The following is a 13,693-nucleotide window of genomic DNA, read 5'->3' as shown; positions in this document are numbered from 1 at the left end:
CGCCCAGGACGGAAGCCAGCGGCTTCCATCCTGACCGACGCTCTGATTCACTAAGTTCTACCGTGCAGGTGTCCAACTTACACTTGCAATTTGCGCAAGATTTTTGTTTATAGTGTACAGCGATTAATGGTAACAGACTGGCAAAAATCATTTGTATTATATCAACAAAAAGATGTTCTTATTTTCTTGCTATTTATCATAATCGTGATATTTGGGTTGACATTCAACTTTCTTTCAACTATAATATTTATGTTCTGTATACAAAGTACAAATGGCCAACTCTCAAACAAAGACATCAGGGTAATGTTTCTATTATATTCGTCCCATCTTTCTGGGACAAAGGAGGCATACCCGCCATGCAAAATTATCCTTTCTATGATGAGGCACTGGCCCTCACAAAAAAGCTGGTTTCCATTCCCAGCATGAATAACTCCGATGGTGGGGAGCGTGCGGTGGCTGATTATATGGCCGCCTGGATTCGTGAGCTCCCCTACTTTAAGGCACATCCGGATCAAGTCATCACCCAGCCCCTAAAGAACGACCCTTATGACCGCATCAACGTGGTCGCCATCGCTTTTGGTTCCCGTAGTAACAGCAACCAGACTATCATCCTCCACGGCCACCACGATACTGTGGGTATCGATGACTACGGCTCCATCAAGGAGTACGCCTTTGACTGCGACGCCCTGCCAGAGAAGATCAAGTCCATTACTAGCGACCCAGAGGTCCTGGCGGATATTGAGTCTGGAGAATGGATGTTTGGTCGCGGTTCTTCTGATATGAAATCGGGCGATGCGGTCAATATGGTGCTGATGCGGTATTTTACAGAACACCTGGATCAGTTTGATGGAAATTTGATCTTCATGACCAATCCTGTGGAAGAAAACCAGCATACCGGAATTATTGAGTCTCTAAATGTGCTGGAGGAGCTGAAGGCCAAGTATGGCTTAACCTACAAGATGGCCATGAACACCGACTTCATCTCCCCCGCCTTCCCCGGCGATACCGCCCACTACTTCCATGCCGGAGCGGTGGGAAAAATTCTGCCTTGCTTCTACATCATTGGTAAGCCCACCCATTCCGGTCAGGGCTTTGAGGGGTTTAGCGCCTCTATGGTAGCCGCTGAGATCACCCGGAACATAGATATGCGTGCCGAGTTCAGCGACGTTTACAACGGCGAGTTCGCTATGCCCCCCACGGTGCTGAAGATGAGGGACCTGAAGCCTTCCTACGACGTGCAGACCGCCTTCTCCGCTTTTGTGTACTTCAACTACTTCATCCATAATATGGAGATGGATGAGATTTTTGCCCGCCTGCGCAAGGTGGCCGAGGATGCCCTGAACACTGTGGATACCTACACAGATGAGCAGAATAAGGTCTACTGCAAGATGACCGGTGCCGACTACTACAAGCGTGAGTACCAACTGAAGGTCATGGAATACAGTGAGCTGTATGAGAAGGCCAAGGCCCTCAAGCCTGACGTGGACGAGGATATCCGTGCAATCACCAAACAATCGCTTGAGGAAAACATGGACCGCCGCGAGCTGTGTCTGAAGATTGTAGAATATCTGGCAAATAATATTTTGAGTATTAATACACCCACAGTCATTTTGTTCCTGGCACCGCCCTACTGCCCCCGAAATACACTGAAGCGCGAAATTCCGGAGGAAGGCGCGTTGTTAGACAGCGTAGTCGATCTGCTGAATCAGTTGGGCCAGGAGATGGGCGAGGAGCTGAAGATGATGCAGTTCTTCCCAGTGCTCACTGACAGCAGCTATCTGAAGCTGGATGACACCGACACCTCTATCAAGACTCTGGTGGACAACTTCCCTGACATGAAGGGCCACTATGACGTGCCCCTGGACCAAATTAAGCGGCTGAATATCCCCGCCTTCAACTTCGGCTGTCACGGCAAGGACGCCCATAAGTGGACAGAGCGAGTCCATAAGGAGTATTCCTTCGGCAAATTACCCATTATTATGCTGCGCGTCTTGGAGAAATATCTTAACGAAAAATGATACCACCGCCTTGTCGGTAATATTCTGATCCCCAGTGCGTTTTTGGATACTAAGTTTAAGGAGCGAGTATTTCATGCTGGAACCCCTGAAGAAAAATATGAAACTGTCAGACAAGGCATATCATGTACTGAGAAACGCCATTGTCTACAATGAGCTGGCTCCTGATGATGTATTGACAGAGGAAAAACTTTGCGCGGAACTGTCAATCAGCCGCACTACCGTTCGGGTTGCACTTCACCGACTGGTAGACGACGGATTGGCTGAAGTGCGCGGAAAAAGTGTGACAGTCTCCCGTCTAACGGAGGAGGACGCGGCAAGCATTAATGTTATTCGCCGGCCAATGGAGCTTCTGACTATAAACGAGCTGAGGGGACGAGTCACCCCCATGCTGATTCGCAAATTGCGCAATAGTATTGAGGAACAGCAAAATTGCAAGATGGCCGATGCCGATGACTATATGTACTATATTCAGCAGGACTATGTCTTCCATACCGCGCTGGCAGAGGCGACCGGAAATCGCTTCCTTTGCGATGTGGTGGAACGGCTTAACACACACAGCACCCGCTGTCTGATACTCAGTACCACACTGCTTTCCTCCTATAAACCGGCTGTAGTTGAGCACACCGCCATTGTGGACGCCCTGGAACGAAAAGAATATGATCACGCCTATCAGGCAATGGATAACCATTTGCGACAAATTGAGAAGAGGTACATCGACCGGACGGAGCGAAAGAAGTTAGAATAAATATTATTCAATTAAGAGGTAAGCTTTAAGATATCGTTCCGGAATATGAAACGAGAGCAGCAATCCATATCAGATTGCTGCTCTCGTTCTCTTATAACACTTCAAATTCATATTCTTCAGACTGAAAGAAAGATTGCGCGATATGATTCAGAGCCTCCACAAAGGCGTTTGTCACAGATCCATTGAAGTAATTCAATGCTCTGTTATGTACTGCCGATGCAGGTTATTTGCGCTGCCTGATATTCCAAATCACAGGCAGCTCTTTCTCCAAATTATTTGAGGCAATCATGCCTTATACTCAGCTTCACTTGTTTTTTTCCAGATAATCGTTTAGCTCTGTGTTGAGGATATCGGTAATAAACATATGCCCAGGGGCATGTGTAATGACAACGGGTGGCTTCGCGTTCTCTACTGCAGCTTGAGGAGTGACTCCGCAGGGCCAAAATACCGGTATTTCTCCCTCCCGAATTTCGACAGGATCGCCGTAGTCTGGCTTCATCACATCCTTAACGCCTACCTTCTCAGGATCACCGATCTGGACCGGAGCACCGTGAACATTCGGCATTTTTACTGTAATGTCGTAGGCTACTTTGGCCTGTTCCGGGGTCATAGGGCGCATGGAGCACACCATGGGTCCTTCAAACGGTCCCGCCTTTACAGTCTGAATATTGGTCTTGTACATAGGCACATTGCAGCCCTGCTCAATATGACGCACGGGGAGGCCCGCGGCCATGAGCGCCTCCTCAAAGGAAAAGGAGCACCCGATTAGGAAGCCCACATACCCAGCCTTCCAGTATGCAGAGGCATCAGTCAGCTCCTTGGTAAACACCCCGTTCTCATACACTCGGTAACGGGGGATGTCGGTGACAATGTTTCCGCCCTGTCCCATGGCGTGGGTCTCTGGGGTGCCTCGAATGATTTCCAGCACCGGGCAGGGAAATGGGTTTTTCCGCGTGTACTCCTCAAAGTCGTCGGCGTACTCCGGAGGTAGGATCACCAAGTTAGCCTGGGCGTAGCCCCGGCACATACCGGCGGTAGGAAAGTCAATGACACCCTGACGAATTAACTGGCGGACTTCAGAGGGTTTCTTGTCTATATAAGGGGTAATGTCAAAGGCCATAATTATCATCCTTTCTGTCCTGTGGCCCCACCCGACAGAGGCAGGGCCACATTGATCACATATCCAGGGACCGGCGCAGGGTGCGCAGGGCAGCGCGTTGGTTGAGGAGAGCCTCCTGCGCGGTCTGAATGGACACTCTCTCAAACTTCACCTTGTCCCCCGCCTTTATCTGGCTCAGGAGGCGGAAGTCGGCGGAGATCACGTTCGCGATCTTGGTATAGCCACCAGTGGTCTGACGGTCAGCCATCATGATGATGGGTTTCCCCTCCGTGGGCACCTGAATGGCTCCAAAGGCGATGCCATCAGAAATAATGTTGCCATCGGTAACATGCTGGATGGGCATTCCGTCCAAGCGGCAGCCCATACGGTCAAACTCATTGGTCACCGAGTAGGTTTCCCTCAGAAATGTGGCAATACCTGAGTCAGTAAACGCATCGTCCTGAGGTCCCATAACTACCCGCAGGGTGTACACGGGGTGTGGGATGAACTCTGGGTAGATATACCGCTCGGACAGGTTCTTAGGGATGCCGGGGGCCCGGAAGCCTATTACATCGTCCTTTTGAAGCTTTCTCCCCCCTAGGCCTCCGATCTTGGCCTTCAAGTAGGTGGAGCGACTGCCCATGACCTCGGGAATGTCCAAACCTCCGGCAAAAGCGATGTAGGCCCGGCAACCTGTCTTAGGGGCCTGAAAACGGAGTGTCTGACCTGCCTGGACAGTTACCGCTCGATAGGTTGGTACCACCTGTCCATCTAGAGCGGCCATCAGGTCCCCGCCAGTGATGGCGATGGTGTTGGCCGCGTCAAAGCGCAGCTGTGGGCCCAGCATAGTGCACTCCAGCACCGCTTCATCCTCCGGGTTTCCCACCAAAATATTAGCGACGGCCGCCGCTCGGGGGTCCATGACTCCGGAAACGGGCACGCCGAACTGCTGATAGCCAACGCGCCCCATGTCCTGCACCGTAGTTAACAAGCCGGGGTTCAATACCATGATGCTCATTGTCCCCCCTCCTTTCTGGGGTGGCGCTTGCACACATAGGTGCCCGCCGCCTCTTGGGCGGCGATGGCGTCAAACTCCGCCTGGGTAATGGAATAGAATTTGATGTACTCACCAGCCTTGGGGAGGATGGGCTCCGCCCGGTCCGGTTGGTACATACGCACCGGGGTCTTACCGATGAGCTGCCAGCCGCCTGGGGAGTCGATGGGGTACACGCCGGTCTGAGAACCCGCGATCCCCACTGACCCAGCGGGGATCTTCACCCGTGGTTGCTTCAGGCGGGGGGCAGCGATCTCCTCGCTCATGCCGCCCAGGTAGGTAAAGCCTGGGGTGAAGCCCAGCATATAGATGAGGTATTCGGTGGAGGTATGAATTTTGATGACCTCCTCCGGGGTTTTTTTGTTATGCTCTGCGACAAACTCCAAATCAGGCCCAGCTTCCCCGCCATAGAGGACAGGAATCTCCAGCACGTCGCTGGGGGGAATCTGAATGTTGGAAAGCTGGCCCATCAGCCCCTTGAGTTCCTTCACCAGGTCATCATAGAGAATGATGCCAGGATCGTAATGGACCATGAGGGAGCGGTAGGTGGGAACCGTCTCGGTAATGCCAGGGATCCTGCTCTCCTCCAGGGCAATGTTAAAGGCGCGGATCTGAGCGTTAATAGCCGGGCTAATCTCATTGCCGAACTCCACCGTCACAGAGGTATCCCCGGAGAGGAGAAATTTCACTTCAGCCATATACGGCTCCTTTCTGTTCCAGTCCGGCAAGCCCGCATAACGCAGGTTTTCCGGATATCTGTTATCCTCTTAGCCAAATAGCTGCAAAATATTGGGAACAGTCTGTATACCAGAGTACAAGGAGACAGCCACCACTACTACGCCCAGCACGATCAGCGGCATGGGGTGTTTGTACTCCTCACCCACAATACGCTTGCTGCGGCTGGCGATAAGCATGACACCCAAAGTAATAGGCAGAATCAGGCCATTAAAGGCGCCGGCGACAATCAAAAGCCCAGCAGCATTGCCCACAATCACCATCATCAGGGTGGAGAAGGCAATAAAGCCCACCACAAATTGCCGCTCATATTTAGCGATGAAGGGGTGCAGGGTTTTCAGAAACGAGACTGAGGTATATGCCGCGCCCACCACAGAGGACACGCCGGCGGAGAATAGGCACAGACCAAATAAGCGGTAACCAAAGTCACCGGCGGCCAGGCGAAATGCCTCGGCAGCGGGATTGCCGCCACTGGCAGCGTCAGTAATAATTTTAGCGTTTTCCGCCAGCCACTGGGAACCCTCCATGCAGGTGCCTAATACCGCCAGGAACAGCAGAATCCTCACGATGCCAGAGGTACCACAGCCTTGGATGACACTTTTACGTACATGGCCCACGTTCTCCGGGCCAGAGATACCAGCGTCCAGCAGGCGGTGCGCGCCTGAGAACGCGATGTAACCGCCACAGGATCCGCCCAATAGAGTGGTCAGCGCAGTAAACATCTTGTTATCCGGATTAAACAAATAGTCCACACGTGTCAGCCCATGGGCAACCTGGTCCATGGGGGGCTGAGAGATGATGGCCACCACCAGAACAGTGACAAGGATAACAGCAGCTAGAATCGTGGCTACCTTATCCATGATAGTTTTGGCATTCTTATTGATAAAAATGATGATCCCCAAACAGCCCGCAACAACGGCCCCTGCCTTCTGGTCCAAACCAATCATGGCGTTGAATCCCAAGGCCACACCGCCTACGTTGCCTACGTTGAAGGCTAAACCGCCAATGGCCACCAAAATGGCAATGACCACGCCCAAACCAGGCAGCAGCTTGTTAGCTACATCCTGGGCGCGCATTTGGGAGACAGAAACCACAGACCAAATGTTCATCTGGGCGGTGATATCCATGACAATAGCCAGCACAATGACTAGGGCTAAAGCCGCTCCGTGCTGGGCGGTAAAGGTGGACGTCTGGGTTAGGAAGCCGGGGCCAATGGCCGAGGTGGCCATCAGGAAGGCGGCACCGAAGAGCACCGATCGGCTGGGTTTTGCCGAGGACTGATTCAGGATGTTAGGCTCCTTACTCATAATGTACCTCCCATGATATGAAATTTAGGGATTTCTCTCCTCATACACTCGGTCACACAATCTCAGCAATGGGGGCAATCTCCACCCCCTGGGCGCTGAGGGAGGCCCGGATGTTCTTGACAAATTCCACCGCAGAGGGGTTGTCACCGTGGACACAGATAGAGTGGGCGTCAATGGATACCTCCTCGCCGGTGATGGCGGTGACCTTGCCCTCAGTGACCATGCGGATGGTGCGGGCAATGGCCTCGTCCTTGTCATGGATCACCGCGCCAGGCTGTTTCCGGGGTACTAGGGAGCCGTCCGCCTGATAGGCTCGGTCGGCGAAAACCTCACTGGCTACCCGTAGGCCCATCTGCCTTCCAGCCTCCAGCATCTTGCTTCCCGCCAGCCCCATGAGAATGATATTTTTGTCCACCTCAACGATGGCCTCAGCAATGGCCAAGGACAGATCCATATCCTTGGCAGCCATATTGTACAAGGAGCCATGAGGCTTGCAGTGCTGCAACTTTACTCCGTGGGCCGCAGTGAACGCCATCAGCGCGCCCAACTGATACTGGATGTACGCTTTGACCTCTTTGGGAGAACACACCATGTTCCGGCGGCCAAAGCCCATAAGATCGGGGTAGCCGGGATGCGCGCCTACCGCCACGCCAGCAGATTTGGCGGCGGCCACCGTCTTGTCCATCACTAGAGGATCGCCGGCGTGATAGCCACAGGCCACATTAGCAGAGGATACATACTGGATAACCTCGCTGTCCAGGCCAATGGTATAGGCACCGAAACTCTCGCCCAAGTCGCTGTTCAGATCTACTTTGCACATAAACATACCTCCTTTTTTCTTAATATATATAAATTTAGCACAAAACCAGCATATAAGCAAGAGCTAAAAATGATGAATTTAAACTAATCTCGTTTTATTGTCCAAGGGCACAATTTAGGCAGGGCGTCTGTCTCGATCAGTGTTTCATCATCCGCTCTTTTCTTTTAACTTTTTCTTAAATTCTTTACCCAATTATATTAAAAAAATAGTGAATTCACTTAAAAACGAATCGTAGTCAAGATATGGACACCATTCAAAAAATTGTATCATCTTCATCTTAACATATGCAGTCATGGGGGCCCATAGCTGGCCAATAAAGTTATGGTAAGGCATACTACTTTTTAACAGACGCAAAGAAGCCCTGGCACCATTTTATGGTTCCAGGGCTTCTTGTTGGTGGACGATACAGGACTTGAACCTGTGACCTCCCGCACGTCAAGCGGATGCTCTACCAGCTGAGCTAATCGTCCAGACAGCGAAGATTATTATAACTGCTGTTCCCCTCCTTGTCAACCTATTTCCAAAGAATTTCCACAAATCTTTTTTTGGTATCCCGGTACCGGGAAAATTCTCTGTAAAAAGGAGACGAGCTGTGGTATAATTTGTTTTGTAGGATCTCATTTTCTCACAGGAGGAATACGATATGTTGAAATTGGACCTATCCAAGGCATCCCCCTTCCTGCCACAGGACTATGTGACCAGCCGGCAGGCCAGGCTTGAAAAAGCTGCCTCCATGTTGTCCAGCCACAGCGGACCTGGCGGCGAATTTACCGGCTGGGTGGACCTGCCCCGGGACTATGATAAAGAGGAATTTGCCCGCATCAAGGCCGCCGCGCGGAAGATCCAGCAGCAGTCCCAGGTACTGGTGGTCATCGGGATCGGTGGTTCCTATCTGGGCGCCCGGGCCGTCATTGAGCTACTGGCCTCTCCCAACTATAATCTGAAGAAAAAGGACACGCCCGATATTTACTTTGCTGGCAATGGACTGTCTACTGACAGCTTGCTGGAGCTCATCGCCCTCATCGGTGACCGGGACTTTTCTGTCAACGTCATCTCTAAGTCTGGTACTACCACGGAACCAGCTGTGGCCTTCCGTATCTTCAAAGCCATGCTGGAGGAGAAATACGGCAAAGAGGGAGCCCGTGGGCGTATCTATGCCACTACAGATGCCCGCCGCGGCGCCCTGAAGGGGCTGGCCGACGCGGAAGGATATGAGGAGTTCGTTGTACCCGACGCGGTGGGAGGCCGGTATTCTGTCCTTACCGCCGTGGGTCTGCTGCCCATCGCCGCCGCCGGTATCGACATCGACGCCCTGATGGGCGGCGCCCGTCTGGCTATGGAGGAGCTCTCCGCGGGTGGGCCGGAAAACCCCGCCTGGCAGTACGCCGCCGCCCGGCACGGCCTGTATCAGGCCGGAAAGAAGGTAGAGCTACTGGCCTGCTACGAGCCTCCCTTCCGCTTCTTTGCCGAGTGGTGGAAGCAGCTGTACGGAGAGAGTGAGGGCAAGGAGGGCAAAGGCCTCTTCCCTGCCAGCGTAGAATTTACTGCCGACCTCCACTCCATGGGCCAATATATCCAGGAGGGAGAGCGGCTCATGTTTGAAACTGTAGTTAAGTTTGCCCCCAAGGGGCAATTCATCATCCCCAACGATCCGGACAACGTGGACGGCCTCAATTTCCTGTCTGGAAAGCCCCTCTCCTTTGTGGCGGAGCAGGCTATGCGAGGCACTATCCTGGCCCATGTAGACGGCGGCGTCCCCAATGTGCTGATTGAACTGCCCGCCATTGGTGAGGCCTCGGTGGGATATCTCATCTATTTCTTCGAGTATGTGTGCGGCCTGTCCGGTCATCTGCTAGAGGTCAACCCCTTTGACCAGCCCGGTGTGGAGGCATATAAAAAGAATATGTTTGCTCTTTTAGGCAAGCCCGGTTATGAGGACTTGAAAGCCCAGTTAGAGACACGGCTCTAAGCTTGTTACAAAAAATTCACGATAATCCGGTTGAAAAACTGGGCGTGATATGGTAAAGTGTTATACAAGAACGGGGAGGTTCCCCACGTCAATTCGTTTAAGGAGTGATACACATGATTCGAGTTATCATGGGCAAGAAGGGCTCCGGCAAGACCAAGCAGATGATTGAGATGATCAATGCCGCCGCTCAGACCGAGCATGGCAATGTGATCTGCATCGAGAAAGGCAACAAGCTGACCCTGGATATCCATTACCACATTCGTCTGGTGGAAGCCAGCGACTATGATATCGGCAGCTATACTGCTTTGAAGGGCTTTATCAGCGGTATGTACGCCAGCAACTATGACATCACCCATATCTTTATCGACAGTCTGACCAAGATCGCAGGCGGCGAGTGCGACAATGAGACCGAGAATTTCCTGGATTGGCTGAATAAGTTTGGTGAGCAGCATAATATCAAATTCACCATCACCATCAGCGATGATGCTGATTTGGCTCCTGACGGCGTCAAAAAATATTTCTGAGTTCGGACAGGCAGCGCCCCGCGGGTTTTCCCCGCGGGGCGCTTTTATTTTCGAAGGTCCCTTTTTCCGGCCTTTTCCACACAAAAATATGGGAGGAAATAGTTGACACCAGAAGAAAAAAGGAGTATCCTATGTCCGAAATAGAACATATGTTCTATTTCTGATTGCTCTTATCAAGCTGGAAAGGACGGTCGGGCGCCATATTTTATACACAAAAGGCCGCCCATGGGGCGGCCAGCAAAATCGAGTCCCAACGAAGCGGGTCCGTTTTGGAAAGGAGGAGCAGCAAAATGAACGCGCTCTGACTTTTTATAAAAAAGTCGGAGCAAACGATATGACCGTTTGCTCCGGCTTGGTGGAGGAGGGTGGATTCGAACCACCGAAGCTAACGCAACAGATTTACAGTCTGCCCCCTTTGGCCACTCGGGAACTCCTCCATATGAAATTGGAGCTGGTGGACGGATTCGAACCCCCGACCTGCTGATTACAAATCAGCTGCTCTACCAGCTGAGCTACACCAGCATCTCAGGTTTCTGTCCAGCAGCAAGTGGTATTTTACCAAAGGAACCGTCACTTGTCAAGCAGATTTCAAAAAAACTTTTCCAGGGCGGCTGTTTCTTTGCTCCAAAGACTACCGGACCTGGATATGAGGAGGAGAGGGCCACGACATATTCCCCAAACCGGCGGCTGCGTCCCCCGCTGGAGGACCGCCAGCAGGAGAGGGCACGCTGCCTGTGCGCTCTGTGCGGCGGGGAGCAATACCATTGGGACAGAGTCTGGCAGTGGCGCGGCAGATGGATCTGCCGCCTTTGCTGGGCCAGGCTGGAAAAAGAGGAGGAGATCACATGACGCTGATGGAACTGTCTGTCGAATACCGGGCCCATGCTCGGTCCCTGGACCTAAGGATCTGCCAACTGGAGTGCTGGCTGGAACGGACGCAGGACCCGGACGCCCGCAACCAGCTTCAGGAGCGGATCAAGCTGCTGGCCACCATGCTTCGGGAGGCCAGAGAGCTGGCCGTCCTTACCGAACGCTACTATGACAGGGGGTACCGCCGGAATGCCAAATACACGATATAGGAGGGGCAAGGTATACGCCGCTGACATGGCGGTGTATACCCGGCAGATGGCGGCGGACAACAGCCAGGAGGTCAGCCGCCTCAAGCGCAATCTGATCCGTGCCCTGAAAGAGGACGTGACCGCCAAGCAGCGGCAGGTCCTCCTGCTGTATTACGCCGAGGGGCTGAATATGCGGGAGATCGGTGAGCGGCTGGGGGTGGACAAATCCACTATTTCCCGGACCATCAAGCGGGGAGAGCGGCGGCTCCAACGCTGCCTGCGCTATGGGGCGGAGGCCTATTTGAAAAGCATGGACCAGGAGTAAGGGCCGCCCTCTTGTGGCTCCGTGGCCGCCTGTGTTATAATTGTGATCTCCTGTCTGGGGCTTCATGCCTCTAGGGGACAGGCTGACTAAATGGGAAAGAAGGGTAACAATGGTGCCGTATCAAGCCATATTTTTTGATTTTGACTACACTCTGGGAGATGCTACCCCCTCTATTCTGGCAGGCTTTGCCTACGGCCTGGACCAGCTCGGCTGGCCCGCCCCCGACGCGGATGAGATCCGTCGGACTGTTGGCTATCCTCTGGAGGAGTCCTATACCAAGCTCACCGGGGATCGTGACCCGATTCACCGCGAGCAGTTCCGCGCCTATTTCACCCAAGCAGCTCAGGCCCGCCAGAGGGAAGAAGCTGTCCTGCTGCCCGGCGCCACAGAACTGCTCCGCTGGCTGGGTCAGAAGGGCGTCAAGAGAGCCGTCGTCAGCACCAAGCGGGCGGACACTCTGCGGGGCATTCTGGAGCACAGGGGTGTGGCAAACCAGTTTGAGGTGGTACTCGGCGGCGACGATGTCTCCAACAGTAAGCCGGACCCCGAGGGGCTTCTGCTTGCTATGGAACAATTGGAAGTCTCGGCCTCCCAGGTGCTATACTGTGGGGACACCGTTCTGGACGCGGAGGCGGCCCAGCGGGCCGGATGCCATTTTTCGGCAGTCCTCAACGGGACCACCCCAAGGCAGGATTTTTTCCCCTTTCCCCATGTCCATATCGCTCCGGACTTGTCAGAGCTACTGGATTGGCTTAGAAAACAGGCCAGATGATCCTGTGGGGACGGCGGCATGGGCAGGACACTCCCGCCCCTTTTGTTTATAGACAGGGTTGACAGCACCGCTGAAAAAACAGTATGATAAGCACAGCGATATATACAAAAACGCAAGGGGGACCAGCTATGACTGTGAAACGTATGGGCGCGCTCCTGCTGGCGGCCGCGTTGTCCGCCGCTCTGACATCCTGTGGAAAGCCGGCAGAGGACCCAGGCAGCGGTTCTGGAGGAGAGATATCCTCCCAGGAGCCTTCTGTCTCCGTCATCGCCCCGATAGATCCAGAACCGGAACCCGTCTATCCCTATCATAATCCCCTCACCGGAGAGGGGCTGGAGGAGGATATCAGCGGGCAGCGGCCCTTCGCGGTCATGCTCAACAATTTGTCAAAGGCTCTGCCACAACTCGGCGTATCCCAGGCCGACGTGATCTATGAGATTGTAGCTGAGGGCGGTATCACTCGGATGCTGGCCGTGTTCCAGGATATAGAGGGGGTGGGCGACCTGGGCAGCGTCCGTTCAGCCCGGGACTATTACGTCAGTCTGGCCTGCGGGCACGACGCTATCTACGTCCATGCCGGCGGCAGTCCCCAGGCCTATGATGCCCTTCAGGGCTGGGGGATGTCCTACATTGACTTTGTCAACGGGCCCTATGGCGATATGTGCTGGCGGGACCCAGGCCGGCGAAAGACTGCCGGCCTGGAGCACTCCCTGCTCACCTCCAGCGAGAAAATGCTGGATCAGCTGCCCAAGCGCATCGAGCGGGAACACGACCAGGACTTCCAGGTGGGCTGGAGTTTCTCCAAGGAGGCCCCCGCCGGCGATCAGCAGCATGTGACTTGGCTGACCGTTCCCTTCTCCCATTATAAGACGGGCCACTTCACCTACAATTCTGACAGCGGCCTGTATATGGTGGAGCAGCATATCAACGGCAAGGATATACCATATGTCGATGGCAGCACCGGCCAGGAGGTTGGCTTCCGCAACGTGCTTGTGCTGTACACTGACGTAGCCCAGATCAATGGCGACTCCGCGGGCCGGATGAAGGTACGCACCACCGGCAATGGGGAAGGTCTCCTCCTCCGGGACGGTATGCTCTATGAGATTACCTGGCAGCGGGACAGCCGAAATGACTGCTTGTCTTTCTTAGACCAGTCCGGGGCCCCGGTAAGCCTGGGCGTCGGGACCAGCTATATCAATCTGGTAGACACATCGGCCGAGGTCAGTTGGGGCTGACCTCTCTGTTCGGTTTTGGAGTGGTACCAAAA

At 53.6% G+C, this 13,693-nt stretch carries 13 protein-coding genes and 3 tRNA genes; 8 read left to right on the top strand and 8 right to left on the bottom strand.

The features are described from left to right. Positions 1–356 precede the first annotated feature (356 nt). Together OCV64_RS15500 and OCV64_RS15495 are read left to right on the top strand one after the other, a co-directional pair. On the top strand, positions 357–2,018 hold the full coding sequence (locus tag OCV64_RS15500; RefSeq protein ID WP_262670487.1) for a M20/M25/M40 family metallo-hydrolase: 1,662 nt from the start codon (positions 357–359) through the stop codon (positions 2,016–2,018). 73 nt (positions 2,019–2,091) lie between these two features. Next, positions 2,092–2,763: a GntR family transcriptional regulator gene (locus tag OCV64_RS15495; protein ID WP_147573400.1), complete on the top strand. Its 672-nt coding sequence runs from the start codon at positions 2,092–2,094 to the stop codon at positions 2,761–2,763. Positions 2,764–3,067: 304 nt separating this feature from the next. On the opposite strand, the gene OCV64_RS15490 is transcribed toward OCV64_RS15495, so the two are convergent. The 6 genes from OCV64_RS15490 to OCV64_RS15465 form a co-directional block, all read right to left on the bottom strand. Beyond that, entirely contained in the window at positions 3,068–3,883 is an 816-nt protein-coding gene (locus OCV64_RS15490; protein ID WP_147573401.1) for a putative hydro-lyase, read from the bottom strand. 55 nt (positions 3,884–3,938) lie between these two features. Continuing rightward, on the bottom strand, positions 3,939–4,880 hold the full coding sequence (locus OCV64_RS15485; RefSeq protein ID WP_147573402.1) for a 5-oxoprolinase subunit C family protein: 942 nt from the start codon (positions 4,878–4,880) through the stop codon (positions 3,939–3,941). Beyond that, complete coding sequence (pxpB, locus tag OCV64_RS15480; protein WP_147573403.1) at positions 4,877–5,614, bottom strand: 5-oxoprolinase subunit PxpB; 738 nt, start codon at positions 5,612–5,614, stop codon at positions 4,877–4,879. Before pxpB ends, OCV64_RS15485 begins: the two co-directional genes overlap by 4 nt. A gap of 69 nt (positions 5,615–5,683) precedes the next feature. Next, complete coding sequence (locus OCV64_RS15475) at positions 5,684–6,958, bottom strand: NRAMP family divalent metal transporter (protein ID WP_147573404.1); 1,275 nt, start codon at positions 6,956–6,958, stop codon at positions 5,684–5,686. 52 nt (positions 6,959–7,010) lie between these two features. Continuing rightward, complete coding sequence (locus tag OCV64_RS15470) at positions 7,011–7,778, bottom strand: LamB/YcsF family protein (protein WP_147573405.1); 768 nt, start codon at positions 7,776–7,778, stop codon at positions 7,011–7,013. Between the two features lie 394 nt (positions 7,779–8,172). Then, positions 8,173–8,248, bottom strand: a tRNA-Val gene (locus OCV64_RS15465). Positions 8,249–8,421: 173 nt separating this feature from the next. Between OCV64_RS15465 and OCV64_RS15460 the strand changes: the two genes are divergently transcribed. Further along, positions 8,422–9,747, top strand: coding sequence for a glucose-6-phosphate isomerase (locus tag OCV64_RS15460; RefSeq protein WP_262670486.1), 1,326 nt, complete (start codon positions 8,422–8,424; stop codon positions 9,745–9,747). Between the two features lie 113 nt (positions 9,748–9,860). Beyond that, the gene (locus tag OCV64_RS15455) at positions 9,861–10,271 is read left to right on the top strand and encodes a hypothetical protein (protein WP_147573407.1); all 411 of its coding nucleotides are present in this window, start codon (positions 9,861–9,863) and stop codon (positions 10,269–10,271) included. A 353-nt stretch (positions 10,272–10,624) separates the two neighbouring features. Here OCV64_RS15455 and OCV64_RS15450 read toward each other — a convergent pair. Further along, positions 10,625–10,708: transfer RNA gene (locus OCV64_RS15450), tRNA-Tyr, on the bottom strand. A gap of 9 nt (positions 10,709–10,717) precedes the next feature. Next, a tRNA-Thr gene (locus tag OCV64_RS15445) sits at positions 10,718–10,793 on the bottom strand. A 323-nt stretch (positions 10,794–11,116) separates the two neighbouring features. Between OCV64_RS15445 and OCV64_RS15440 the strand changes: the two genes are divergently transcribed. The 4 genes from OCV64_RS15440 (at position 11,117) to OCV64_RS15425 (ending at position 13,661) form a co-directional block, all read left to right on the top strand. After that, positions 11,117–11,350, top strand: coding sequence for a hypothetical protein (locus OCV64_RS15440; RefSeq protein ID WP_262670485.1), 234 nt, complete (start codon positions 11,117–11,119; stop codon positions 11,348–11,350). Further along, positions 11,331–11,654 (top strand): sigma-70 family RNA polymerase sigma factor, encoded by a 324-nt coding sequence (locus OCV64_RS15435; RefSeq protein WP_186853403.1) that lies wholly within the window; start codon positions 11,331–11,333, stop codon positions 11,652–11,654. Before OCV64_RS15440 ends, OCV64_RS15435 begins: the two co-directional genes overlap by 20 nt. A 109-nt stretch (positions 11,655–11,763) precedes the next feature. Further along, positions 11,764–12,426: an HAD family hydrolase gene (locus OCV64_RS15430; RefSeq protein ID WP_186853402.1), complete on the top strand. Its 663-nt coding sequence runs from the start codon at positions 11,764–11,766 to the stop codon at positions 12,424–12,426. A gap of 128 nt (positions 12,427–12,554) precedes the next feature. After that, the gene (locus tag OCV64_RS15425) at positions 12,555–13,661 is read left to right on the top strand and encodes a DUF3048 domain-containing protein (protein ID WP_240286621.1); all 1,107 of its coding nucleotides are present in this window, start codon (positions 12,555–12,557) and stop codon (positions 13,659–13,661) included. Positions 13,662–13,693: the final 32 nt, after the last annotated feature.

The sequence above is a fragment of the Muriventricola aceti genome, assembly GCF_025567565.1.
In the GTDB taxonomy this organism is placed as follows: domain Bacteria; phylum Bacillota; class Clostridia; order Oscillospirales; family Oscillospiraceae; genus Lawsonibacter; species Lawsonibacter aceti.
The sequence above is the reverse complement of the archived record's forward strand: the minus strand, read 5'-3'. Positions and strand labels throughout refer to the sequence as shown.

What these genes read in the sequence shown, in the direction of transcription:
- OCV64_RS15425 (WP_240286621.1), top strand. Translation starts at nt 12,555, where the DNA reads ATGACTGTGAAACGTATGGGCGCGCTCCTGCTGGCGGCCGCGTTGTCC.
- OCV64_RS15495 (WP_147573400.1), top strand. Translation starts at nt 2,092, where the DNA reads ATGCTGGAACCCCTGAAGAAAAATATGAAACTGTCAGACAAGGCATAT.
- OCV64_RS15485 (WP_147573402.1), bottom strand. Translation starts at nt 4,880, where the DNA reads ATGAGCATCATGGTATTGAACCCCGGCTTGTTAACTACGGTGCAGGAC.
- OCV64_RS15440 (WP_262670485.1), top strand. Translation starts at nt 11,117, where the DNA reads ATGACGCTGATGGAACTGTCTGTCGAATACCGGGCCCATGCTCGGTCC.
- OCV64_RS15430 (WP_186853402.1), top strand. Translation starts at nt 11,764, where the DNA reads ATGGTGCCGTATCAAGCCATATTTTTTGATTTTGACTACACTCTGGGA.
- OCV64_RS15435 (WP_186853403.1), top strand. Translation starts at nt 11,331, where the DNA reads ATGCCAAATACACGATATAGGAGGGGCAAGGTATACGCCGCTGACATG.
- OCV64_RS15475 (WP_147573404.1), bottom strand. Translation starts at nt 6,958, where the DNA reads ATGAGTAAGGAGCCTAACATCCTGAATCAGTCCTCGGCAAAACCCAGC.
- OCV64_RS15500 (WP_262670487.1), top strand. Translation starts at nt 357, where the DNA reads ATGCAAAATTATCCTTTCTATGATGAGGCACTGGCCCTCACAAAAAAG.
- pxpB (WP_147573403.1), bottom strand. Translation starts at nt 5,614, where the DNA reads ATGGCTGAAGTGAAATTTCTCCTCTCCGGGGATACCTCTGTGACGGTG.
- OCV64_RS15455 (WP_147573407.1), top strand. Translation starts at nt 9,861, where the DNA reads ATGATTCGAGTTATCATGGGCAAGAAGGGCTCCGGCAAGACCAAGCAG.
- OCV64_RS15490 (WP_147573401.1), bottom strand. Translation starts at nt 3,883, where the DNA reads ATGGCCTTTGACATTACCCCTTATATAGACAAGAAACCCTCTGAAGTC.
- OCV64_RS15470 (WP_147573405.1), bottom strand. Translation starts at nt 7,778, where the DNA reads ATGTGCAAAGTAGATCTGAACAGCGACTTGGGCGAGAGTTTCGGTGCC.
- OCV64_RS15460 (WP_262670486.1), top strand. Translation starts at nt 8,422, where the DNA reads ATGTTGAAATTGGACCTATCCAAGGCATCCCCCTTCCTGCCACAGGAC.